The following is a 21,944-nucleotide window of genomic DNA, read 5'->3' as shown; positions in this document are numbered from 1 at the left end:
AACTCGTACTCGACCTGGTCGTTCGCCGTGCCCCGCGCCGGCGGGCGACTGGGCTACCGGCCCCTTGTGGTGGGGGGTGAGGTGGCACCGGCGCCACGCGGAGTCCGCTCCGCGCGGCGCCGGTGTTCGTCTGTGCCAGCCCAGGCCGTCACTTCGCGGTGAGCAGCGCCGCGATCCGGGTGAAGCCTTCGCGTACCTCGGCCTCGTCCGGCGGTTCGGCGGGCTCACCGTGCCCCGCCTCGTCGGCGGCGGCGTCCAACTCCTCGTCGATCACGTCCTCGAAGTCGCCGTACAGGTCAGCGCCCTCGACCTGCCTCGCCTCGTCCTCGGCGGCGACCTGCGCGGCCGCGATCTCACTGCGGATCTCGTCGGCCGACAGTGACGGCAGCAGCGGCTCCACCACCGCCATCAGTTGCTCGTCGGCCACCACCGCCTCGGCCAGCGCCAACGCGTGCGGCCGCTCGTACGGCCCGCAGACCACCGGCTCCCACTCGTCGAGATCGCCGAGCGGACCGAAAGTGATGATCCACGGCAGGCCCAGGAGCGGCGAGTCGGCCGGCAGGTCCAGTGTCATGAGTGCGCCCACCGGCTCATCATGGTCCGCGAACGCGAGCGCCGACGCCTTTCGGCTCAGTTTCCGCCCGTCCGGCGCTCGATCGGCGGCCGGTCAGCCGGGGCGAACGGCATCCAGTGCGGCGCGGACCAGGGCGAGTGCGGTGGCCGGCGACACCCCGAGCCGAGCCGCCTCGGCCGCGTAGCCGGCCGCCGCGCGCTGCAGCCGGTCGACGGCGTCGTCCCGGCCGGGAGCGACGAAGGTGCCGTTGCGTCCCCGGGTCTCCAGCAGCCCGGCAGTCTCCAACTCCCGGTACGCCCGGGCCACCGTGTTCGCCGCCAATCGCAGGTCGGCGGCGAGCTGTCGGACGGTGGGCAACCGGGTGCCCACCGGCAGACGGCCGTCGCCGATCAACTCGGCGAGTTGTCCGCGCACCTGCTCGTAGGGGGGCACCGCCGAGTCCGGGTCGACCGAGATCAGCACCTGCACACCTTCCGTCATCAGCTCGCACCGCCCGGCGTACCAGGATCGGTGTCCTCGTCGATCTCGCGCGGCGGGGCGGCGGCCTCCGCCAGGTCCACCACCCGCCCGTTCGTACTGGTCGCGAGCAGCGCGGCACCGAACAGCACCAGTTGGTTGAGCAGGTAGAGGTAGAGCAGCAGGCCGACCGCGCCGGCCACCACGGTGTACGCCGGGTTGCGCTCGGTACGCACCACGTAGTACCGCCCTACCGTGTTCAGAAGCGTGATGCCGATCGCCACCAGCAGCACCACCGGGCGCAGCCGAGACCGGCTCATCCGCAGCCGGGGCACCGCGAGCAGCAACGCGGTGGCGAGCACCGCGTTGATCAGCACGCTGAGCACCGCGCTGATCGTGGTCAGACCGACCGACCCGGTGCTGCGCAGCAGGAAACGCAGCAGCGACTCCAACGCGTCCACCGCCGCGACCGAGACGCCGAGCAGCAAGAAAACGCCGATCATCACGCCCAGGTCGACCAGCCGCCGCACCACCAGGTTTCCCGGCTGCTGGTTGAGCTGGTACATCAACCGCTGCGAGGACCGGATCGCCTCCACCCACCCGATTCCGGTGAAGACCAGGATGACCAGGCCGACCACACCCACCGTGCCGCTGGAGTTCGCGATCTGCTCGGCGTCCAGGAACGGCAGGTTCTCCTTCAGGAAGTCGGCCGCCGCCGCACTGACCTCGTCGTTGTCCTCGAGAATGGCCCCGAAGACGGAGAACGCCACCAGGGCGAGGGCGAACACCGCGAAGAAGCCGTAGTAGGCGATCGCGGCGGCCAGCCGTCCGGCCAGCACCTCGGCGTACAACGCGCCGGCCCGCCACACGTGATCGAAGAGCCCCGACCGGCGGCGCGCGGCGCTCACCCAGCGGTCGATGCCCGCTTCGATCCGGCCGATCACGTTCACGCGATCATCCTCGCCGATCTCCCACCGCCGTAGTGGCAACCGGCTGCCGATAATCACCGGCCGGCGCGTCGCCGACGGTTCAGTCGCCGAGGCGGAAGTCCCGACGCGGCTGCCACCGGGCCTGCCCGCTGTGCGAGAAGAGCGTGAACGCCTCGACCTCGAACATCGCGGAGAAGTCGGCCAGATCCTCGTACACGTTGTCCAGGGCCTCCGGTGCCACGTCCTGCGCCACGGTGACGTGCGGATGGTACGGGAAGCGGAGCTCGCGGTGCAGGCCTGGCGCTGAGGCGATGGCGGCGGCCAGCAACTCACACTCGCTGATCCCGGCGGCCACCGCGACGAACACCACCTGGGTGACCGGGCGGAACGTGCCAGTGCCCCGCAGGTGCAGTGCGAACGGCAGGTGCGCGGCGGCAACAGCGGCGAGGTGCCGCTCGACGGCGGGCAGGTTGGCCGTCCGGATCTCGGTGGGCCCGAGCAACGTCACGTGCGCGGGCACCGCGAGCGGGTCGCCGGCCTCGACCCGCCGCCTGGTGAGCTGGGCACCCCACGGCTCGGGAATGTCCACCGCGATGCCGATCTGGATGGTGTCGCCGGTCGGCTGCACCCCGCCACTGCGATCCACGCTTCGCGCCGCCCCTTCGGCCACCGACCTGTCCACCTGTCCCGCGGAGCTACTCGCCGCGCACGGGCGGGAAGAACCCGACCCGCTCGTACGCGGACCGCAAGGTCGCCGCAGCGACCGCACGGGCCTTCTCCGCCCCGGCTGCGAGCAGCTTGTCCAACTGCGCCGGATCGTCGAGGTAGGCGCGGGTGCGCTCCTGGATCGGGCGGACGAAGTCCGCAACCACCTCGGCCAACTCCTTCTTCAGGTCGCCGTAGCCGCGGCCCGCGTACGCGGCCACCAACTCGTCGATGCTGCGACCGCTGAGCGCCGAATGGATGGTCAGCAGGTTGGACACGCCCGGCTTGGTCTCGGCATCGAAGATGATCTCCCGGCCGGTGTCGGTCACCGCGGACCGGATCTTCTTCGCGGACCGGGCCGGATCTTCCAGCAGGTCGATGATGCCGGCCGGCGAGGACGACGACTTGGACATCTTCGCCGTCGGGTCCTGCAGGTCGGTGATCTTCGCGGTGTCCTTGACGATGTGTGGTGCGGGCACCGTGAACGTCGGGCCGAAGAGCGAGTTGAACCGCTGCGCCAGATCCCGGGAGAGCTCCAGGTGCTGGCGCTGGTCCTCACCGACCGGCACCGCGTTGGCCTGGTAGAGCAGGATGTCGGCGGCCTGCAGGATCGGGTAGGTGAACAGCCCGACGCTGGCCCGCTCGTTGCCCTGCTTCTGCGACTTGTCCTTGAACTGGGTCATCCGGCTGGCCTCGCCGAAGCCGGTGATGCAGCCGAGCATCCAGGCCAGCTGCGGGTGCTCGGGCACCTGCGACTGCACGAACAGGGTGCTGCGGTCCGGGTCGAGCCCGACCGCGAAGAGCTGGGCGGCGGCCACCCGCGTCCGCTGGCGCAACAGGGCCGGGTCGTGCCCTGCGGTGATGGCGTGCAGGTCCACCACGCAGTAGAACGCGTCGTGGCTGTCCTGCAGTGCCACCCAGTGCCGCACCGCGCCCAGGTAGTTGCCGAGATGGAACGAGTCGGCCGTCGGCTGGATGCCGGAGAAGACGCGGGGGCGGGCGGGAACGTCGGACATGGCGATAATTCTGTCAGCAAGCAACCCGGTCCGTCATGACGGGCCGGCGGGTCGGCCACGGCCCGCCGGTGAGGGGGTGCTGACCTCGGGCGGTTCGGCCACGCCGACCCCGCGCGTCGGCCCGGTCGCGACCCGACGGTGCTGCTCGGGCACTCGGACGGCGGAGACCGCGAGCCGGGCTACCCGGCGGCCGTCCAACGCGAGCACCCGCAGCAGCCAGCCCGCCGGGAGGTCGGCCGTATCGGGCGCGCCGACGTCGGCGGGCTCACCGGGCACCGGCACCTCGTCACCGGTCACCGGGAGCCGGCCCAGCGCGGCCATCACGAACCCACCGACCGTCTCGTACGGCCCGGCGGGGAGAGCCACCCCGGTCCGTTCGGCGAAGTCAGCGAGATTGAGGCGGCCGTCCACCACGGCGGGCAGGCCGGCGTGCACCGGGTCCGGAGTCGCGTCGTACTCGTCGTGGATCTCGCCGATCAACTCTTCGATGAGGTCCTCCAGGGTGACGATCCCGGCGGTTCCGCCGTACTCGTCGACCACCACCGCCAGGTGCTGGCCCTCCCGGCGCATCTCGGTCAGCGCGGGCAGCACCCGTTTGCTGCCGGGAAGCCGTTTCACCTCCCGGGTCAGCTCGCCAACTGTGACGCATGGATCGGCGTCCGGGCGCAGCAGCACGTCACGTAGGTGCACGAAGCCGACGACGTCATCGTGGGTGCCGTCGGTGACCGGGTAGCGGGTATGCGGCTCGGCGCGGACCAGCCGGGCGGCCTCGGCGATGGTCAGTCGCGTCGGGAGGAAGACCACCTCGGTGCGCGGCATCATCACCTCGCGGATCAGACTGGCACCGGCCACCAGGACCTCGTCGATGATGCGCCGCTCGTCCTGGTCGAGCACCGTGTTCGCGGCGACCAGGTCCCGCAGATCGGCCTCGGAGATGCGCTCCCGGCCGGCTGCCGGGCCGGTCCCGAGCAGATCGGTGACGATTCGGGTGGCACCGTCTGCGGTGCGAACCAGCACTCGGGCCACGGCCCGGGCGAGCGGGCCAGGATCGCGGCGGGGTCGCACCCGCACGCGTCGCCGGAGCCCGGTACGGGCCGTTTCCCGCATGACAGAGATGGTAGACACCCTTGGCCCACCACACCGGGGATCACGCGGAGCGGCCCCGGTGCATGTTCGGCTCTGTTTAATCGTGAAAGATTATGATGGAATGAGGATGGCGGTGGCGACGGCGAGGGTGCCGGCCACCGCCATAAGGTGATCATTGAAGGGCCACGTCCCGGGCGGGCCAGGCAGGAGGCAACGACGTGAAACTGCTCGTCACCGGGGGCGCCGGCTTCATCGGCAGCGTGGTGACCCGGATGCTGCTCGACGCTGGCCACCAGGTGGTCGTCCTGGACGACCTGCGCACCGGCCACCGCGAGGCGATCGCCCCGGACGCGACCCACGTCGAGGCGTCCATCCACGACGCCGCCCGCATCATCACCCCGGACGCCGGCTTCGACGGGGTGCTGCACTTCGCCGCCCTGATCGCCGCCGGCGAGTCGATGGTCAAGCCGGAGCTGTACTGGCAGACCAACACCGTCGGCACGCTCGCCCTGATCGACGCGGTCCGCGCCGCCGGGGTGCCGCGGATGGTCTTCTCCTCCACCGCCGCCGTCTACGGCAACCCCACCGAGCTGCCCATCCCGGAGACCGCGGTCAAGGCGCCCACCAACACGTACGGCGCCACCAAACTCGCCGTCGACATGGCGCTCACCTCCGAGACGATCGCGCACGGGCTGGCCGCCGTGTCGCTGCGCTACTTCAACGTTGCGGGCGCCCACCTCGACGGCGACATCGCCCTCGGCGAACGGCACGACCCGGAGACGCACCTGATTCCAATCGCACTGGAGGTCGCCTCCGGCCGGCGGGACAAGCTCCAGCTCTTCGGCGACGACTACCCCACCGTGGACGGCACCTGCGTCCGCGACTACATCCACGTCGCCGACCTGGCCCGGGCGCACCTGCTGGCGCTGGACGCGGCCACCAGCGGCCAACACCGGATCTACAACCTGGGCAACGGCAACGGCTTCACCAACCGCCAGGTCGTCGACGTGGTCCGCGAGGTCACAGGTCACCAACTGCCCGTCGAGGTGGCGCCGCGCCGTGAGGGCGACCCGGCCGAGCTGGTCGCCTCCTCCGCGTTGGCTCGCGACGAGCTGGGCTGGGTGCCACAGAAGCCGACGCTGCACGACATGGTCGGCGACGCGTGGGCCTTCTACCGCACGCACATCCTGGAGAAGAAGTCATGACCCACCCCACCGGTGACGTCGCCGAGCGGGCCGCCGCCGGCTTCACCGCGCAGTACGGCAGCCAGGCCGCGGGCCGCTGGGCGGCTCCCGGCCGGGTCAACCTGATCGGCGAGCACACCGACTACAACGAAGGGTTCGTGCTGCCCTTCGCCCTGCCGATGCGTACCATCGTCGCCGCCGACCGGCAGGACGCCGAGCAGTGGACGGTCTGGTCCGAGCTGTCCGACGAGCAGATCACCTTCGGGGCGGACGACGTCACCGAGGCCGGTCGAGTGACCGGCTGGGGCGCGTACGTCGCCGGGGTGGTCTGGGCGCTACGCGAGGCCGGTCATCCGGTTTCGGGCGCCCGGATGGCGATCGCCTCCGACGTGCCGCTGGGCTCCGGGCTCTCCTCCTCAGCCGCGCTGGAGTCAGCCGTGCTTGCCGCCCTGCTCGACCTCGGTGGGCTTGAGCTGTCCCCGGAGCTGCAGCCCCGCCTGGCGCAGCGGGCGGAGAACGTCTACGTGGGCGCGCCGACCGGCATCATGGACCAGTCCGCGGTGATCCGCTGCCGCGCTGGGCACGCCCTCTTCCTGGACTGCCGCGACGAGTCGGTCGAGCAGATCCCGTTCGACCTGGACGCCGCCGGGCTGGCTGTGCTGGTGATCGACAGCCGGGCGCCACACCGGCACGCCGACGGTGAGTACGCTGCCCGCCGCCGCTCCTGCGAGGCCGGGGCCAAGGCGCTCGGTGTTGCCGCGCTGCGGGACGTGGGCGTCGACCAACTCGATGCCGCGCTGGCCCAGCTCGATGACGAGGAGACCCGGCGACGGGTCCGGCACGTGGTCACCGAGGACCAGCGCGTACTGGACACGGTGGCGCTGCTCCGCGCCGCCCGGGTCCGCGACATCGGCCCGCTGCTCACCGCGTCGCACGTCTCGATGCGCGACGACTTCGAGATCACCGTGCCGGAGATCGACACCGCGGTCGAGGCGGCGCTGGCGGCCGGCGCGCTCGGTGCCCGGATGACCGGTGGAGGCTTCGGCGGCTGTGTCCTCGCCCTGGTCGAGGCCGACCGCGCCGACGCGGTCGCCGCCGCCGTCACCGCGGCGTACGCCGAACGCGGTTTCACCACCCCCGGCACCGTGACAGTCCTCCCAGCCCCCGGAGCAACCCGCCTGAACTAACCCCCACCCCACCCCACCGCCGGGGTTGATCAAGAGGTTTGCGTCAGAATCCGGGCTTGGATTGACGCAAACCTCTTGATCAACCCGACAGGGTGGGGGGTGGGGGTTAGTTGGCTTCGACGATCATGGCGGCGCCGACCGTGCGGTTGGTGGCCTCGTCGATGATGACGAAGCCTCCGGTGGTGCGGTTACGGCGGTATTCGTCGGCGAGCAGCGGCACGGTGGTACGCAGCCGAACCCGGCCGATCTCGTTGAGCCGCAACTCGTCGGCCGACTCGTCGCGGTGCAGCGAGTTGATGTCCAACCGGTAGTGCAGACCACGCACGATCGCGCGCGCCGACCGGGTGGTGTGTTTGATCGCGTACCGACCGCCGACCCGCAGAGGGGCCGTCTCGTCCATCCAGCAGACCATCGCCTCGATGTCCTGGGCCACCGCCGGTGCGTTGTTCGGCCGGCAGATCAGGTCACCACGCGAAATGTCGATCTCGTCGGCCAGTCGTACCGTCACCGACATCGGCGGGAACGCCTCCGCGACCGGCCCGTCGGCGGTCTCCACGGCGGAGATCCGGCTGGTGAAGCCGGACGGCAGCACCATCACCTCGTCACCCGGCTTGAGCACGCCGGAGGCGACCTGGCCTGCGTAGCCGCGGTAGTCGGTAACCGTGGTGGACTGCGGACGGATCACGTACTGCACCGGGAACCGGACATCGACCAGGTTGCGGTCGCTGGCGATGTGCACCCGCTCCAGGTGGTGCAGCAACGACGGGCCTTCGTACCAGGGCATGTTCTCCGATCGGGAGACGATGTTGTCGCCACGCAACGCGGAGATCGGCACCACGGTCAGGTCTGGTACGTCGAGCTTCGCGGCGAACGCGGTGAACTCGTCGGCGATCCGTTCGTAGACCTCCTGCGACCAGTCGACCAGGTCCATCTTGTTGACACAGAGGACCAGGTGCGGCACCCGCAGCAGGGAGCACAGGAACGCGTGCCGGCGGGACTGCTCGACCAGGCCCTTGCGCGCGTCCACGAGGATCAACGCCAGGTCGGCGGTGGACGCTCCGGTGACCATGTTGCGGGTGTACTGGATGTGCCCCGGTGTGTCGGCGATGATGAACTTGCGCCGCGGGGTGGCGAAGTACCGGTACGCCACATCGATGGTGATGCCCTGCTCCCGCTCGGCCCGCAGACCGTCGGTGAGCAACGCCAGGTTTGTGTATTCGTCACCGCGGGCCGCGCTGACCGCCTCCACCGCCGCCAACTGATCGGTGAAGAGCGACTTCGTGTCGTAGAGCAGCCGGCCGATCAGGGTCGACTTTCCGTCGTCCACGCTGCCGGCGGTGGCGAAGCGCAGTAGGTCCATAGCCCGGGCCTCCGGCCCGGCCCCGGTGATAGCCCGGGCCTCCGCATTCGCGGACACCACGATCTCGGTGCTCATCAGAAGTAGCCCTCCCGCTTGCGGTCCTCCATGGCGGCCTCGCTGACCCGGTCGTCACCACGGGTCGCGCCGCGCTCGGTGATCCGGGTGGCCGCCACCTCCTCGATGACCTTCTCCACGGTGTCCGCGTCGGAGCGGACCGCCGCGGTGCAGGAGGCGTCGCCCACGGTGCGATAGCGCACCTGCGCCTTGAACCGCTCCTCACCCGCGCGGGGGCGGAAGAACTCGTTTACCGCGTAGAACATGCCGTCCCGCTCGATCACCTCGCGTTCGTGCGCGTAGTAGATCGAGGGCAGCGGGATGCGTTCCCGTGCGATGTAGTGCCAGACGTCCAGCTCGGTCCAGTTGGACAGCGGGAAGACCCGGATCGACTCGCCCGGGTGGTGCCGGCCGTTGTAGAGCGACCACAGCTCCGGCCGCTGGTTCTTTGGGTCCCACTGACCGAACTCGTCGCGGAAGCTGAACATCCGCTCCTTCGCCCGAGCCTTCTCCTCGTCGCGGCGGGCGCCGCCGAACAGCGCGTCGAAGCGGTGCTTCTCCACCGCGTCCAGCAGCACCGGCGTCTGGATCCGGTTGCGCATGCCGTCGCCGGACTCCCGGACCATGCCGCTCGCCAGGGCCTCCGGCACGCTCGCCACCACGAGCTGCAACCCCAGCTCGGCGACCCGCTGGTCGCGGTATTCCAGGACCTCGGGGAAGTTGTGCCCGGTGTCGACGTGCATCACGGGGAAGGGGATGTTGGCCGGGGCGAACGCCTTCTGCGCCAGTCGCAGCATGACGATCGAATCCTTACCGCCGGAGAAGAGCAGCACCGGGCGTTCCATCTCGGCGACCACCTCGCGCATCACGAAGATGCTCTCCGCTTCCAGGGCGTCCAGGTGGGAGACCCGGTATGCCGCGGGGGTGGTCATGACACCGGCTCGATTTGCTCGCTCATCCGATTTCCAGACCTTTCCGGTCGGGCATGTCAAGAAAGTGCGCTCAGGCTACCCGGAATGTCTCTGCAGCGCTGCAAGCAACCGGGTGGCGAGATCCTTGCGGCAGACCAGCAGGTCAGGCAGGCGCGGATCCGCCTCGTTGTATTTCAGCGCAGAACCGTCGATCCGGGAAGCATGCAACCCGGTGGCCGTCGCCACAGCCACCGGGGCCGCCGAGTCCCACTCGTACTGCCCACCGGCATGGATGTACGCGTCCACCTCGCCGGTAACCACGGCGGCGATCTTCGCTCCGGCCGATCCCATCGGCACCAGGTGCGCCCTGACGTCCTCGGCCAGGTCGGTCAGGAAGACGGGCGGCCGACTCCGGCTCGCCGCCAAGCGGATCTTCCGCTCGCCGGCCGTCGCCGCCTCCACAGTCATCGGCGGGTACGCCGGCGGGTAGTCCGTGCCCAGCACCCGGTGCTGCGCCGGCAGCCCCACCGCCCCGGCGACCAGCCCGTGCGGGCTCGGCGCGTTACGCGCCCAGAGCGCCACGTGCACCGCCCAGTCCGAGCGGCCCTCCTCGGAGAACTCCCGGGTGCCGTCCAACGGGTCGATGATCCACACCCGGTCCGAGGTCAACCGCGACACCGCTCCGGTGTTCACCTCAGCCGCCCAGGCCAACCGCGACCCCTCGTCCTCCTCGGAGAGCACCGTGTCGCCCGGCCGCCACTTCGCCAACTCGGTGCGGATCAGGTCGTGTGACACCTTGTCCCCGGCCGACTTCAGCGCGCCGGTGTCCGCGAAACCCATCTCCGTGCGCAGGTCGAGCAGCGCCTGCCCGGCCCGGGCCGCCAACCATCGGGCGAACGCGCCATCGATCATCGGAGGACTGGTCATCTGCCCGCTCCCGTCGCCTCGCCGCGACCCGTGACCGCACGGACCGATTCGCCGCGACCCGCGTCGCCGGTCGCCCCACGCCGAAAGGCGCAGACTACCGGCCCATCGATGCCGATCCGGTACGCCTCGCCCGCCGGCCAGAGACCGTTCGCGAAGCCACGAGGGTCCGTCAGCCCCCGTGGTAGAGGTTCTGCGTCGGCTCCACACCCTTGACGATGACCGACTCCACCACATCGGCCGCCCGGTCCACCAGGAAATCCAACTCCTTGCGCTCTGCCGCGCCAAAATCCGACAGCACATAATCCGCCGGGTCCTGCCGCCCCGGCGGTCGACCGACCCCGAACCGCACGCGCGCGTAGTCCTTCGTGCCCAACGACTTCGACATCGACCGCAGGCCGTTGTGCCCGCCCTCGCCGCCGCCGAACTTGACCCGCACCTGGCCGAACCCGATGTCCAGCTCGTCATGCACCGCGATCACCTGCGTCGCCGGCACCTTGTAGAACTGTGCCAGCGCCGCCACCGGCCCGCCGGAAAGGTTCATGAACGTCAGTGGCTTGACCAGCACCAGCTTCGGCCCACCGAACCCCAGCCGAGCCTCGCCCACCTCGGCCACCGCCCGCTTGTGGCGCCCGAACCGAGCACTCACCCGCCCGGCCAGCAAGTCGGCCACCATGAACCCGACGTTGTGCCGGTTCCCGGCGTACTCCCGACCCGGGTTTCCCAGGCCGACCACCAGCCACGGCCCCGCCTCGTCCGTCACGACCCGTCCCTCCCGACGTCCATCCCACCGACCCCTGATACGCCGGCAGGCGCCCCCGAAGACTCGGGGACGCCTGCCGCACAGTACGAACCGATCAGGCCTCGGTGCGCGCCTCGGTGGTCTCTTCGCCCTCGGCGGTGTCCGCACCCTCGGAGCCCTCGGTGGTCTCGCCAACCTCGGCGTCGGCCTCCTCGGTGGCCACCTCGATCTCGGGCAGCGTCGCCTCGAGCTGCTCGGCGGTGGGAGCGGCGGTCACCGAAGCGACGGTCAGCTCCGAGTCGGCGGCCAGCTCGACGCCGGACGGCAGCTCGACGTCGCCGGCGGTCACCAGCGTGCCCGCCTCCAGGCCCTCGATCGACGCCTCGAGGTGGTCCGGAACCTTGGTGGCGTCGGCCGTCACCGAGAGGGTGTCGTGGTCGTGCACGATCAGCGTGTCCTTCGCGGCCTCGCCGGTCAGCTGAACCGGGACCTCGACGGTGACCTTCTCGCCCCGACGAACCAGGATCAGGTCGACGTGCTCGAAGGTGTCGCGGATCGGGTCACGCTGAATCGCCTTCGGCAGCGCCAGCACCTGGGTGCCGTCGGTGATGTCGATCGCGAAGAGCTGGTTGGCACCGCCCTTGCGGATCGCGGCGGCGAACTCCCGCGACGGCAGCGCGATGTGCTTGGGCTTCTCGCCGTGGCCGTAAAGCACGGCGGGCACCTTGCCGGCCCGGCGGGTACGGCGGGCACCACCCTTGCCGAACTCGGTGCGGGGCTCGGCGCTGATCTTTACCTCGGACACGGGGAAACTCCTGATGCTTTTCGCTGCGGCGGCTTGTCGTCTGGCGGTGCTGGGGCGAGGGGCTCGCTGGGGCTCATGCGTCATGAACGACTGCCCGGAGCACCGCGTCGATGACGGTGCCTCCGTGCGGCGCTATTCAGCGGCCCGCCGGGCACCCTCGCCGTGGCAACCGCACTAGTCTACCCGAGCTGTTTCCAGGATTTCCGGCAGTCCCCGGTCACAGCTCCAGCTCGGCACGCTGGTGGTACTCCCACCAGCGTGCCGACCCTGTTTTCTCCAGTTTGACAGCCCCGCTCCCACCGGCGCGCCAAGTGGCGAAAACGGGGCTCACCGCAGCGCGAGGATCAGCTCAGGCCACCGAAGAGGGTGGTCACCGAGCCGTCGTCGAAGACCTCTCGGATCGCCCGCGCCAGCAGCGGCGCGATCGACAGAACGGTCAGCTTGTCCAACTGCTTCTCCGGCGGCAGCGGCAACGTGTTCGTCACCACGATCTCGCTGATCGAGCTGTTCTTCAACCGCTCGGTCGCCGGGTCGGACAGCAGGGCGTGGGTGGACGCGACCACGATCTCGGCCGCCCCCGACTCCTTGAGGATGTCCGCGGCCTTGGCAATCGTGCCGCCGGTGTCGATCATGTCGTCGACGATCAGACAGACCCGGCCCTCCACCTCACCGACGACGCGGTTAGCCACGACCTGGTTCGGCTTCATCGGGTCACGGGTCTTGTGGATGAACGCGAGCGGGCAACCGCCCAGCCGGTCGGTCCACCGCTCGGCAACCCGCACCCGGCCCGAATCCGGTGCCACCACGGTCATCGGCCGGCCCGCGTACTTGTGCTCCACGTACTCGGCCAGGATGTCCATCGCGAACAGGTGATCCACCGGGCCGTCGAAGAAGCCCTGGATCTGCGCGGTGTGCAGGTCGACGGTGAGGATGCGGTTCGCGCCGGCCGTCTTCAGCAGGTCCGCCACCAGGCGGGCCGAGATCGGCTCCCGACCCCGGTGCTTCTTGTCCTGCCGCGCGTACGGGTAGAACGGCAGCACCACGGTGATCCGCTTTGCCGACCCCCGCTTCAGCGCGTCCACCATGATCAGGGTCTCCATGACCCAGGTGTTCACCCCGTGCGTGACGGACTGCACCACGAAGGCGTCCGAACCACGCACCGAGTCCTTGAAACGTACGAAGATCTCGCCGTTGGCGAACTCGTACGCGTCGGCCGGGGTCGGCGCTACGCCGAGCACCTCGCCGATCTCCTTGGCCAACTCCGGAAAGCCACGTCCGGAAAAGAGCATCAGGCTTTTGCGGTTTTCCGCGACGATGCTGCCCATGGGCCCGTCTGCTCCCGTTTTGTCGGCGGTACCCGACCCGGTGGTGGTGGGTCAGGGACTATTCGGTTGCAGTATCTCCCGTGCCGGATGCGCCGCCCACCGTCTCGGCCACCCCGTGCATTGCCTCACTGTCGCTTGCGGCGCCGGACACCTCCGACGCACCCTCGGCACCGCGCAACGCACGCTCGGCCGCCGCCGCGGAAACCGTCCCGGCCCGCTTGCGCGCCACCCAGCCCTCGATGTTGCGCTGCGGCGCGCGGGTCACCCCGAGCGCCCCCGGCGGCACGTCCTGAGCGATCGCGCTGCCCGCCGCCACGTACGCCCCGGCGCCCACCTCGACCGGCGCGATCAGGCTCGTGTCGCAGCCGACGAAAGCGGCCTCGCCCACGACCGTCCGGTGCTTGTTCACCCCGTCGTAGTTCACGAAGATCGTCGCCGCGCCGATGTTTGCCTTCGCGCCGATCGTTGCGTCACCCACGTACGTGAGGTGCGGCACCTTCGCACCGGGGCCGACCTCGGAGTTCTTCACCTCGACGAACGTGCCGACCTTCGACTTGTCGGCCAGCCGCGCGGCCGGCCGCAGGTACGCGTACGGCCCGACGCTGGCTCCCGCGCCGACCTCGGCACCGACGGCGTGGCTGCGAATCACCGACGCGCCGGGGCCGACGATCGTGTCGATCAGGGTGACGTCCGGCCCGATCAGCGCGCCCGCACCGACCACCGTGCCGCCGCGCAGCTGGGTGTTCTGGTCGACCACCGCGTCGCGGTCCAGTGCCACCGTCACGTCGATCCAGGTGGTCACCGGGTCCAGCAGGCTCACTCCGGTGCGCATCCACGCCTCGTTGACCCGGTCGCGCAGCAGCCGGCGCAGAGTCGCCAGCTCCACCCGGTCGTTGCAACCCAACGTCTCGGAATGGTCGACGGCAACGTGCACCGCCACCGGCTCACCAGCGGAGCGGAGCAGCCCGAAGACGTCGGTCAGGTATTCCTCGCCCTGATCGTTGTCGGTGGAGAGCTTGCCCAGCGCCTCGCGCAACCGCACCGCGTCAAACGCGTAGATGCCGGCGTTGATCTCACGGATCGCGCGCTGCGTCGCGTCGGCGTCGCGCTCTTCGACGATCTGCTCCAACCGGCCGTCGGCGTCCCGGACGATCCGCCCGAGCCCGGTCGGGTCGGGCACCTCGGCGGCCAGCACGGTGGCCGCCGCCGCGGCCTCCTCGTGCGCGGTCACCAGCGCGCCCACCGTCTCGGGTCGCAGCAGTGGCACGTCCCCGTTGATCACCACGACCGTGCCGGCGCCGTCCGGGACGGCCTCCAGCGCGATCCGCACGGCGTGCCCGGTGCCGAGCTGCTCGGCCTGGAGCACAGGGGTGGCGTCCGGGGCGACCTCGGTCAGGTGCTCCCGGACCTGGTCGGCGCCGTGCCCCACCACGACGACGGTACGGTCCGCGGCCAACGGTGCGGCGGCACTCAGCACGTGACCGAGCAGCGTCCGACCGAGCAGGGGGTGCAGCACCTTGGGCAGTGACGACTTCATCCGCTTGCCCTCACCGGCGGCGAGTACGACGACGGTACGGAGGTGGGGCTGGGGCACGACGTGGCTCCCGTCGGGACGGCGGACACTCTCGCGGCCATGCTAGCCGCGGCGTCCGGCACGATCCCCTCTTACCCCCACCGGACCCTAAAAGGGACGTAGGTGGGCAGCTCGGCCGCCAGGGTTCGAACCTGAAATACGGGTACCAAAGACCCGGGTGTTGCCAATTACACCACGGCCGATCAACGATGCGAGCACGTCGCATCAGGGGGATGGGCATCCCGCGCTACACCTTAGCGCCCCGGCCGCCGGACGCCATCGCTCATCCCGCCCCGCCCCGATCGAGCCGCAACCCGCGTACTCCTGCGCGCCGCCCCACGCCGCGCCTCCGCCCGCCCTGAGCCGCCCCCACCCTTCCACCGAAAATACTGTCCTGACCTGCAACTTTGGGCAGGTACGCGAGGGCCATTCGAAACTTCTCCGTGCGATCTACGGTGCCGTAAGTTACGGTGACGTAGGCGTAGCTTCGTGATCGTTTTCGTCCCCCTGCGAGGTCCCATGTCCACTGCCCTGCTCGATCCCAACACCGCCGACACCGGCCCCAAACCACTCACCGACGGCAGCCAGTCCCCCGGCATCCTGGCCGCCCTCTGGGCCTTCGTGGTGATCCCCTTCGTCGCCCTGCTTGTCGCCGTGCCGGTGGCATGGGGAGGTTGGCTGGGCTGGACCGACGTGATCATTGGCCTGGTCTGGTACGTCGTCTCCGGGCTCGGCATCACAGTCGGCTTCCACCGCTACTTCACGCACGGCTCGTTCAAGGCCAAGCGGTGGCTGCGGGTGACGCTGGCGGTGGCGGGTTCGTTGGCGGTGCAGGGCGAGATCATCCAGTGGGTCGCCGACCACCGGCGGCACCACGCGTTCTCCGACCTGGAGGGTGACCCGCACTCGCCGTGGCGCTTCGGCACCAGCTTCTGGGCGTTGACCCGGGGCTTGTTCCACGCCCACGTGGGCTGGCTGTTCCGCCGGGAGTTGTCCAACCGGGAGCGTTTCGCGCCGGACCTCATCGCCGACCGTGACATCAGCCGGGTCGACCGGCTCTTCCCTGCGATGGTGGCCATCTCGCTGCTCGGCCCGGCGCTGATTGGCGGCCTGGTGACCTGGTCCTGGCAGGGCGCGCTGACCGCGTTCTTCTGGGCCGGGCTGGTCCGAATCGGCCTGCTGCACCATGTCACCTGGGCGATCAACTCGGTCTGCCACGTCTACGGCGAGCGTCCGTTCGCGATGCGCCAGGGCGACCGCGCCTCGAACTTCTGGCCGCTGGCGATCCTGTCGTTCGGCGAGAGCTGGCACAACCTGCACCACGCCGACCCCACCAGTGCCCGGCACGGCGTGCTGCGTGGCCAGGTGGACATCTCCGCCCGGGTGATCTGGTTGTTCGAGAAGGTCGGCGCCGCCACGCAGGTGCGCTGGCCGAAGCCGGAACGTCTCGCCGCCAAGCTGGTGAAGCCGGTCGCACCCCAGTAAAACCGGGCGGTACACCGGGATGCCGCCTGGCAGGATGGCCGGATGACCAAGCCGCGCGGGGGGACTAGCCGGCTCGGCAGGCGGGGTGCCGGACCCGATCCGGGTACGGTCGGACGGCGTGGCAGGGTGGTCGGACCGCCCGCCAGTGAGGCGACGACGTGAACGGGCACAGCGGAGGCACCATTCCACGGCAGGGCGTCACCGAGCGCCAGCGAGGCGGCGACATGCCTGAAGTCAGTGACGGTGTCGGCGGTCGACGGTCGACGCCGTCGGCCGCGGCACCCAAACCCAAACCCACCTCCCGGGTCCGCATGCCGGCGGCTCAGCGGCGCGAACAGTTGATTGCGACCGGCCGGCAGCTCTTCGCCGAGCGCGGTTTCGACGCCACCTCCATTGAGGAGGTTGCGGCCCGCGCCAAGGTCTCCAAGCCGGTCGTGTACGAGCACTTCGGCGGCAAGGAAGGTCTCTACGCTGTGGTGGTGGACCGGGAGGTCCGGGCCCTTCTGGACCGGATCACCACGGCGTTGACCGCCGGGCATCCGCGGGAGCTGCTGGAGCAGGCGGCGTTGGCCCTGCTGGGCTACATCGAGGAGGAGACCAGCGGTTTCCGGGTGCTGGTCCGCGAGTCGCCGTTGATGTCCGGCACGGCCAACTTCAGCAGCGTGATGAACGACGTGGCGCACCAGGTGGAGCACATCCTGGGCGCCGAGTTCAAGAGCCGCGGGTACGACCCGAAGCTCGCAGAGCTGTACTCGCAGGCGCTGGTCGGCATGGTGGCACTGACCGGCCGCTGGTGGCTGGAGGTGCGCAAGCCGCGCAAGGAGACGGTGGCGGCGCACCTCGTCAACCTGGCCTGGAACGGGTTGTCGCACCTGGAGGCGAAGCCGACGTTGATCACCTCCCGGCGCAACTGACAATCGGTCAGCGGCGGTGCACGTCGGCCACCGGGTGTTTGCGGCGTTCGAGTTCCGCCTCGCGGTGTTCCGATGGGCCGACCTTGTCGTAGAGGCCGGTGCCGAGCAGGATCAGGCCGAACAGCATCGACACGACCACTGTCGACATCGAAAAGTTGAGGAAGTTCGCCCCGGTCTGCAGCACGGACATCATCAGGATGCTGGTAACCAGGAACACCACACCGGCGGTGAGATTCATGTAGTGGCCGAGGTTGGTGCGTCGTGAAGCCCCGATGATCAGGACGACTCCGAAGATCACCGAGGCGATCGAGAAGGCCAGGTTGGTGCGTAGCCCCAGGGCCCAGGTGCTGCTTTGGTCAAAGAGCGGGTTGCCGATCGTCTCGGCGACGCCCCAGATGCCGAAGACGAGGATGTAGACGCCGATCAGGCCGGCGAGGACCCGGTAGAGCGGTCGTGCCGGATGGTTCACCGGAAAGTGCGGCATACCCAACCCCCTGAATTGACCGTTTCAGGGAGGATTGTCACCCAAGGCAGAGCCAACTGTCCGAAGAACCACAAAGCCCGAAGGGTCCGCCGAATGGCTGGACCAGGTCAGGTTTTCGCCGGAGCCCGAGCTGCGCAGGGATCAAGCCTGACCGCCCGGAGCAGCTCGGGCTCCGGCGAAAACCCACGGCCGCAACCAAGAAACAAACTCAGAGAACAAGCCGAGCCTTCTGGAAAGCCTCCGCCTCCTCCTCCGACCCGACCTTGCCGTACATGCCGGCCATGAGCAGCACCAGGGCAGCCGCCAGCACGCCCATGACCGTGGTGATGCTGAAGTTGAAGAAGTTGGCGTCGGTCCGGATGAACGCGAGACCGACCAGGCCGACCACCATCAGGACGTACGCCAGCCACTGGTTGATCGCCACGTCGATGTTACGGCCGAGTGCGGTGCCGACCAGCACGACGATCCCGAGCAGCACGGTGAGCAGCGAGAAGCCGAGGTTGGTGCCCTGACCGAGGACCTGCGTGTCGTCTTGGGCGAGGATATCGTTGCCGGCGCTCGTGATGATGCCGAGCGCACCGAAGGCCACCAGGTACAGACCGGTCAGCCCGCCGATCGCCCGGTAGATCGGCCGCGCGGGGTGGTTGACGGGGGTGTGGGCCATGTCTGTGTCTCCAACGACGTGGGGTGAGGTGTCGCCGACGATTGTCCCGCATGTGGCGGTGTGACGCCGCACACGGCCCCCGGGCCGGCGCGTTCGGCCCGGTCAGCTCTCGGGAAGCTCCTCGGCGAGCGTCATCCAGGTCTCCTCGATCCGCTCCCGCTCGGCGCGCAGATCCTTGAGCTGAGTGTCCAACTCGGCGACCCGGGCATAGTCGGTGGCGTCCGTCGCGAGCTGATCGAGCAGCGTGGTCTCGCGCTGGTCGAGCTTGCTGAGCTGCCGTTCCAACCGGGTCAGCTCCTTGCGTGCCTGGCGGACCTCCGCGGCGGACATGCCGCTCGCGGTCGGGCCGGTCGGCGCAGCGAGAGGGTTGACCCCGGCCCGAACGCTGCCGGCCCGCTCCGCGGTCCGGGCGAGGTACTCATCGACACCGCCCGGCAGGTGCACCAGCCGGCCGTCGCCAAACATCCCATACGCCGTGTCGGTGACCCGCTCGATCAGGTAGCGGTCGTGGCTCGCCACGATGATCGTGCCGGGCCACGAGTCGAGCAGGTCCTCCAGCGCCGCGAGGGTGTCGGTGTCCAGGTCGTTGGTGGGCTCGTCGAAGAGCAGCACGTTGGGCTCGCCTGCGAGCAGCCGCAGCATCTGCAAACGGCGGCGTTCCCCACCGGAGAGGTCACTGACCGGGGTCCAGAGGCGTCGGTCGTCGAAGCCGAACACCTCGGCGAGCTGCGCGGCGGAGACCTCCCGGTCGCCGAGCTGCACCCTGCGGGCGACTTCCTCGACGGCTTCGAGCACCCGCAGGTGCCCGGGCAACTCGCTGAGCTCCTGAGAGAGGAATGCGGGCCGCACGGTGGAGCCGGTGCCGAGGCGGCCACCGTCGGGGCGGGTGATGCCGGCGAGCATCCGCAGCAGCGTGGTCTTGCCGGCGCCGTTGGCGCCGAGGATGGCGATCCGGTCGCCAGGGCCGACCAGCCAGGTGACGTCGCGCAGGATCTCCTTCGGGCCGGCGTGCAGCTCGACGTTCTCCAGGTCGTACACCTGCTTGCCGAGACGGGAGGTGGCCATGCGCTGCAGGGACATGGTGTCGCGTGCCGGCGGCACGTCGGCGATCAACGCGTTCGCGGCGTCGATGCGGAACTGGGGCTTCGAGGTCCGGGCGGGCGGGCCACGGCGCAGCCAGGCGATCTCCTTGCGGAGCAGGTTCTGCCGGCGGGCCTCGGTGGCGGCGGCGACGCGTTCGCGCTCGGCGCGGGCGAGGGTCCAGGCGGCGAAACCGCCCTCGTAGGCGCGGACGGTCTGGTCGGCGACCTCCCAGGTGTTGGTGCAGACCGCGTCCAGGAACCACCGGTCGTGGGTGACCACGACCAGGGCGCCCTTGCGGCCCACCAGGTGCCGGGCCAGCCAGTCGACACCGCCGACGTCGAGGTGGTTGGTGGGCTCGTCGAGGATGAGCAGGTCGGAGTCGCGGACGAGTAGCGCGGCGAGCGCCACGCGCCGCCGTTCGCCACCGGACATCGGGCCGACCGGCTGGTCGAGGCCGAGGTGCGGCATGCCGAGACCGTCGAGGATGGCACGCACCCCGGCGTCGCCGGCCCACTCGTGCTCGGCACCCATGCCCTCGGCGAGCCAGGCGGTCCCGAGCACCACGTCCCGGACGGTGGCGTCGGGGGCGAGCGTGAGTTGCTGCGGCAGCCAGAGCACGCGCAGGTCGCGGCGGTGGGTCACCCGGCCGTCGTCGGGGTCCTCCTGCTTGGTGAGCAGCCGCAGCAGGGTGGACTTGCCGGCGCCGTTGAGGCCGACCACGCCGATCCGGTCGGCGTCGTCCAGGCCGAGCGATACGTCCGTGAGCAGCCGCCCTGCCGCGCCGTACCCCTTGGACACCCGGTCCAGATTGACGATGTTCGCCACGTTCCACCCTTCATGATCAAGGCGTCCCGATGCCGGCGGGCACCTGGACGCCTGACCCAAGGGTACGCGGACGCCATGGATGCCCGCGCTGCGCGCCCGCATGCCTGGTGGGACGCGTCGTCAGCCGACGCGGGCGCCGGCGACCGGACCGTGCGCGACCCGGGCCTCCCGGCACACGTCCGCAGCGGTCAACTCGGCGGCGATCCGCTCCGCGTCTGCCGCGTCGGCGGCGAGAAACACGCAGGTCGGCCCGGAGCCGGAGACGATGCCGGTGAGCGCACCGGCCGCCTCGCCCGCCTTGAGGGTGTCGGCCAGCGCCGGGCGCATGGCCAGCGCGGCGTCCTGGAGGTCGTTGCCGAGCGTACGGGCAAGCACCCGGGGGTCACGCTGGCGCAACGCACCCAACAGCGCGTCAGTGCTGCCCAGCGGGGCACCGGCGGTGCCGGCGTCGCGGAGCCGATCCAACTCGCGGTACGCGGCCGGGGTGCTGAGGCCACCGTCGGCGATCGCCACCACCCAGTGCCAGGAGGTGGGGCGGGCCAGCACGGGGCTGATCGCCTCGCCCCGGCCGGTGCCCAGCGCGGTGCCGCCGTAGATCAGGAACGGCACGTCGGAGCCGAGGTCGGCGGCGATCCCGGCCAACTCGTCGCGGGACAGCCCGGTGCCCCAGAGCGCGTCGCAGGCAACCAGCGCGGCGGCCGCGTCGGCGCTGCCGCCGGCCAGCCCACCGGCGAGGGGGATCTGCTTTCGCAGGTGCAGTCGGGCGTGCGGCGGCACGCCCGCGTACCCGGCGAGGGCGTGCGCCGCGCGGATCACCAGGTTGGTGTCGTCCAACGCCAGCTCGCCGGTGCCCTCGCCCTCCATGGTCAGGGCGAGAGTGTCGCCCCGGCGGGCCGTCAACTCGTCGTAGATCGAGATGGCGTGGTAGATCGTGTTCAGCTCGTGGTAGCCGTCCCGGCGCAGCGGACCCACCCCGAGGTGCAGATTGACCTTCGCGGGCACCCGGACCTTCACCGGCCCGATCGCCCCGCGCCGCTCGTCCTCGTCGTCCGGTCCCCAAGCCTCGGTCACGGGGTGATGTCCCGTACGCGCAGACGAATGTCGAACGGCTCGGTCAAGATCAGCTCCTCAGCGGAGTCGACGGTCAGCTCGTACCGGCCGTCGACCAGGTCGTACGCGTACACGTGCACCGGATTCTGCTCGATCCGCCAGTAATGCCGGATGCCGGCGTCGGCGTAGTCGGCCGGCTTCTCCAGGCGGTCCCGACGACGGGTGCCAGGCGAGACGACCTCGACGGCGAGCACGACCTGCTCAGCCTCGAAGTAATGGTGGTCGGCCACCACCGGACGTTTCAGCAGGACGACGTCGGGTTCGAGGGAGTTCCGGTAGTTGATCGCCACTCCGACTGCGGTGGCCGGCGTCAGCTCGACCGGCGCATGCTGCCGCAACCACATCCACAACAAGTTGCCGATGTTCTGATGGCCGAAGGTCGGGGAAGGGACCACGACGAGGACTCCGTCACGTAGCTCGACGCGGGGGGCGTCGTCGGGCAGGGCCAGCACGTCCTCGATGGTGTGGTTGGCCAGTCGCTGCCGGACGGGATCCGGGGTCCACATCCCCTGGGCTGCGGGCTCGATCGGCTGCGCTGTCACTCGTAC

22 protein-coding genes and 1 tRNA gene are annotated in these 21,944 nt (G+C 70.1%); 4 read left to right on the top strand and 19 right to left on the bottom strand.

Annotated elements, in window-relative coordinates; translation table 11 throughout:
• Positions 1–148 precede the first annotated feature (148 nt).
• The 6 genes from ACLQ28_RS08430 to ACLQ28_RS08405 form a co-directional block, all read right to left on the bottom strand.
• Positions 149–586 carry a hypothetical protein gene (locus ACLQ28_RS08430; protein WP_425685623.1) on the bottom strand — a complete coding sequence of 146 codons (438 nt, stop codon included), beginning with the start codon at positions 584–586 and terminating at the stop codon, positions 149–151.
• Positions 587–667: 81 nt separating this feature from the next.
• Positions 668–1,054, bottom strand: coding sequence for a GntR family transcriptional regulator (locus ACLQ28_RS08425; protein ID WP_425685622.1), 387 nt, complete (start codon positions 1,052–1,054; stop codon positions 668–670).
• Positions 1,054–1,980, bottom strand: coding sequence for a YihY/virulence factor BrkB family protein (locus ACLQ28_RS08420; protein ID WP_425685621.1), 927 nt, complete (start codon positions 1,978–1,980; stop codon positions 1,054–1,056). Before ACLQ28_RS08420 ends, ACLQ28_RS08425 begins: the two co-directional genes overlap by 1 nt.
• A gap of 79 nt (positions 1,981–2,059) precedes the next feature.
• A complete protein-coding gene (locus ACLQ28_RS08415; protein WP_425685620.1) occupies positions 2,060–2,629 on the bottom strand; it encodes a 2'-5' RNA ligase family protein in 570 nt (189 codons plus the stop codon).
• 25 nt (positions 2,630–2,654) lie between these two features.
• The gene (trpS, locus tag ACLQ28_RS08410; protein WP_425685619.1) at positions 2,655–3,680 is read right to left on the bottom strand and encodes a tryptophan--tRNA ligase; all 1,026 of its coding nucleotides are present in this window, start codon (positions 3,678–3,680) and stop codon (positions 2,655–2,657) included.
• A 33-nt stretch (positions 3,681–3,713) separates the two neighbouring features.
• Positions 3,714–4,787, bottom strand: a complete 1,074-nt coding sequence (locus ACLQ28_RS08405) for a hemolysin family protein (protein WP_425685618.1) — start codon at positions 4,785–4,787, stop codon at positions 3,714–3,716.
• A 197-nt stretch (positions 4,788–4,984) separates the two neighbouring features.
• Between ACLQ28_RS08405 and galE the strand changes: the two genes are divergently transcribed.
• Both galE and galK read left to right on the top strand, forming a co-directional pair.
• Positions 4,985–5,971: a UDP-glucose 4-epimerase GalE gene (gene galE, locus ACLQ28_RS08400; protein WP_425685617.1), complete on the top strand. Its 987-nt coding sequence runs from the start codon at positions 4,985–4,987 to the stop codon at positions 5,969–5,971.
• Positions 5,968–7,137, top strand: coding sequence for a galactokinase (galK, locus tag ACLQ28_RS08395; protein WP_425685616.1), 1,170 nt, complete (start codon positions 5,968–5,970; stop codon positions 7,135–7,137). The genes galE and galK overlap by 4 nt, the downstream gene beginning before the upstream one ends.
• Before the next feature lie 106 nt (positions 7,138–7,243).
• Here the strand turns inward: galK and ACLQ28_RS08390 are convergent, their stop codons facing one another.
• The 8 genes from ACLQ28_RS08390 to ACLQ28_RS08355 form a co-directional block, all read right to left on the bottom strand.
• Positions 7,244–8,572: a sulfate adenylyltransferase subunit 1 gene (locus ACLQ28_RS08390; protein ID WP_425685615.1), complete on the bottom strand. Its 1,329-nt coding sequence runs from the start codon at positions 8,570–8,572 to the stop codon at positions 7,244–7,246.
• Positions 8,572–9,483: a sulfate adenylyltransferase subunit CysD gene (gene cysD / locus ACLQ28_RS08385; RefSeq protein WP_425685614.1), complete on the bottom strand. Its 912-nt coding sequence runs from the start codon at positions 9,481–9,483 to the stop codon at positions 8,572–8,574. Before cysD ends, ACLQ28_RS08390 begins: the two co-directional genes overlap by 1 nt.
• A gap of 75 nt (positions 9,484–9,558) precedes the next feature.
• The gene (locus tag ACLQ28_RS08380; RefSeq protein WP_425685613.1) at positions 9,559–10,389 is read right to left on the bottom strand and encodes an inositol monophosphatase family protein; all 831 of its coding nucleotides are present in this window, start codon (positions 10,387–10,389) and stop codon (positions 9,559–9,561) included.
• Positions 10,390–10,558: 169 nt separating this feature from the next.
• The gene (gene pth, locus ACLQ28_RS08375; protein WP_425685612.1) at positions 10,559–11,149 is read right to left on the bottom strand and encodes an aminoacyl-tRNA hydrolase; all 591 of its coding nucleotides are present in this window, start codon (positions 11,147–11,149) and stop codon (positions 10,559–10,561) included.
• A 94-nt stretch (positions 11,150–11,243) separates the two neighbouring features.
• On the bottom strand, positions 11,244–11,933 hold the full coding sequence (locus ACLQ28_RS08370; protein ID WP_425685611.1) for a 50S ribosomal protein L25/general stress protein Ctc: 690 nt from the start codon (positions 11,931–11,933) through the stop codon (positions 11,244–11,246).
• Positions 11,934–12,277: 344 nt separating this feature from the next.
• On the bottom strand, positions 12,278–13,258 hold the full coding sequence (locus ACLQ28_RS08365; protein WP_030329105.1) for a ribose-phosphate diphosphokinase: 981 nt from the start codon (positions 13,256–13,258) through the stop codon (positions 12,278–12,280).
• A 58-nt stretch (positions 13,259–13,316) separates the two neighbouring features.
• Complete coding sequence (glmU, locus tag ACLQ28_RS08360) at positions 13,317–14,852, bottom strand: bifunctional UDP-N-acetylglucosamine diphosphorylase/glucosamine-1-phosphate N-acetyltransferase GlmU (RefSeq protein ID WP_425685610.1); 1,536 nt, start codon at positions 14,850–14,852, stop codon at positions 13,317–13,319.
• Positions 14,853–14,962: 110 nt separating this feature from the next.
• A tRNA-Gln gene (locus ACLQ28_RS08355) sits at positions 14,963–15,034 on the bottom strand.
• Between the two features lie 316 nt (positions 15,035–15,350).
• Between ACLQ28_RS08355 and ACLQ28_RS08350 the strand changes: the two genes are divergently transcribed.
• Together ACLQ28_RS08350 and ACLQ28_RS08345 are read left to right on the top strand one after the other, a co-directional pair.
• Positions 15,351–16,316: an acyl-CoA desaturase gene (locus tag ACLQ28_RS08350; RefSeq protein ID WP_425685609.1), complete on the top strand. Its 966-nt coding sequence runs from the start codon at positions 15,351–15,353 to the stop codon at positions 16,314–16,316.
• Between the two features lie 224 nt (positions 16,317–16,540).
• Entirely contained in the window at positions 16,541–17,230 is a 690-nt protein-coding gene (locus tag ACLQ28_RS08345) for a TetR family transcriptional regulator (RefSeq protein ID WP_425685608.1), read from the top strand.
• A gap of 7 nt (positions 17,231–17,237) precedes the next feature.
• On the opposite strand, the gene ACLQ28_RS08340 is transcribed toward ACLQ28_RS08345, so the two are convergent.
• The 5 genes from ACLQ28_RS08340 to ACLQ28_RS08320 form a co-directional block, all read right to left on the bottom strand.
• Entirely contained in the window at positions 17,238–17,714 is a 477-nt protein-coding gene (locus ACLQ28_RS08340; RefSeq protein WP_425685607.1) for a DUF4383 domain-containing protein, read from the bottom strand.
• Between the two features lie 208 nt (positions 17,715–17,922).
• Positions 17,923–18,378: a DUF4383 domain-containing protein gene (locus tag ACLQ28_RS08335; RefSeq protein WP_425685606.1), complete on the bottom strand. Its 456-nt coding sequence runs from the start codon at positions 18,376–18,378 to the stop codon at positions 17,923–17,925.
• A 102-nt stretch (positions 18,379–18,480) separates the two neighbouring features.
• Positions 18,481–20,286: an ABC-F family ATP-binding cassette domain-containing protein gene (locus ACLQ28_RS08330; protein WP_425685605.1), complete on the bottom strand. Its 1,806-nt coding sequence runs from the start codon at positions 20,284–20,286 to the stop codon at positions 18,481–18,483.
• 120 nt (positions 20,287–20,406) lie between these two features.
• Positions 20,407–21,357, bottom strand: coding sequence for a 4-(cytidine 5'-diphospho)-2-C-methyl-D-erythritol kinase (locus tag ACLQ28_RS08325; protein WP_425685604.1), 951 nt, complete (start codon positions 21,355–21,357; stop codon positions 20,407–20,409).
• Positions 21,354–21,938, bottom strand: coding sequence for a Uma2 family endonuclease (locus ACLQ28_RS08320; RefSeq protein WP_425685603.1), 585 nt, complete (start codon positions 21,936–21,938; stop codon positions 21,354–21,356). Before ACLQ28_RS08320 ends, ACLQ28_RS08325 begins: the two co-directional genes overlap by 4 nt.
• Positions 21,939–21,944 lie beyond the last annotated feature (6 nt).

The sequence above is a fragment of the Micromonospora sp. DT201 genome, assembly GCF_049841575.1.
In the GTDB taxonomy this organism is placed as follows: domain Bacteria; phylum Actinomycetota; class Actinomycetes; order Mycobacteriales; family Micromonosporaceae; genus Micromonospora.
This window is presented reverse-complemented; position numbering and strand designations above follow the sequence as displayed.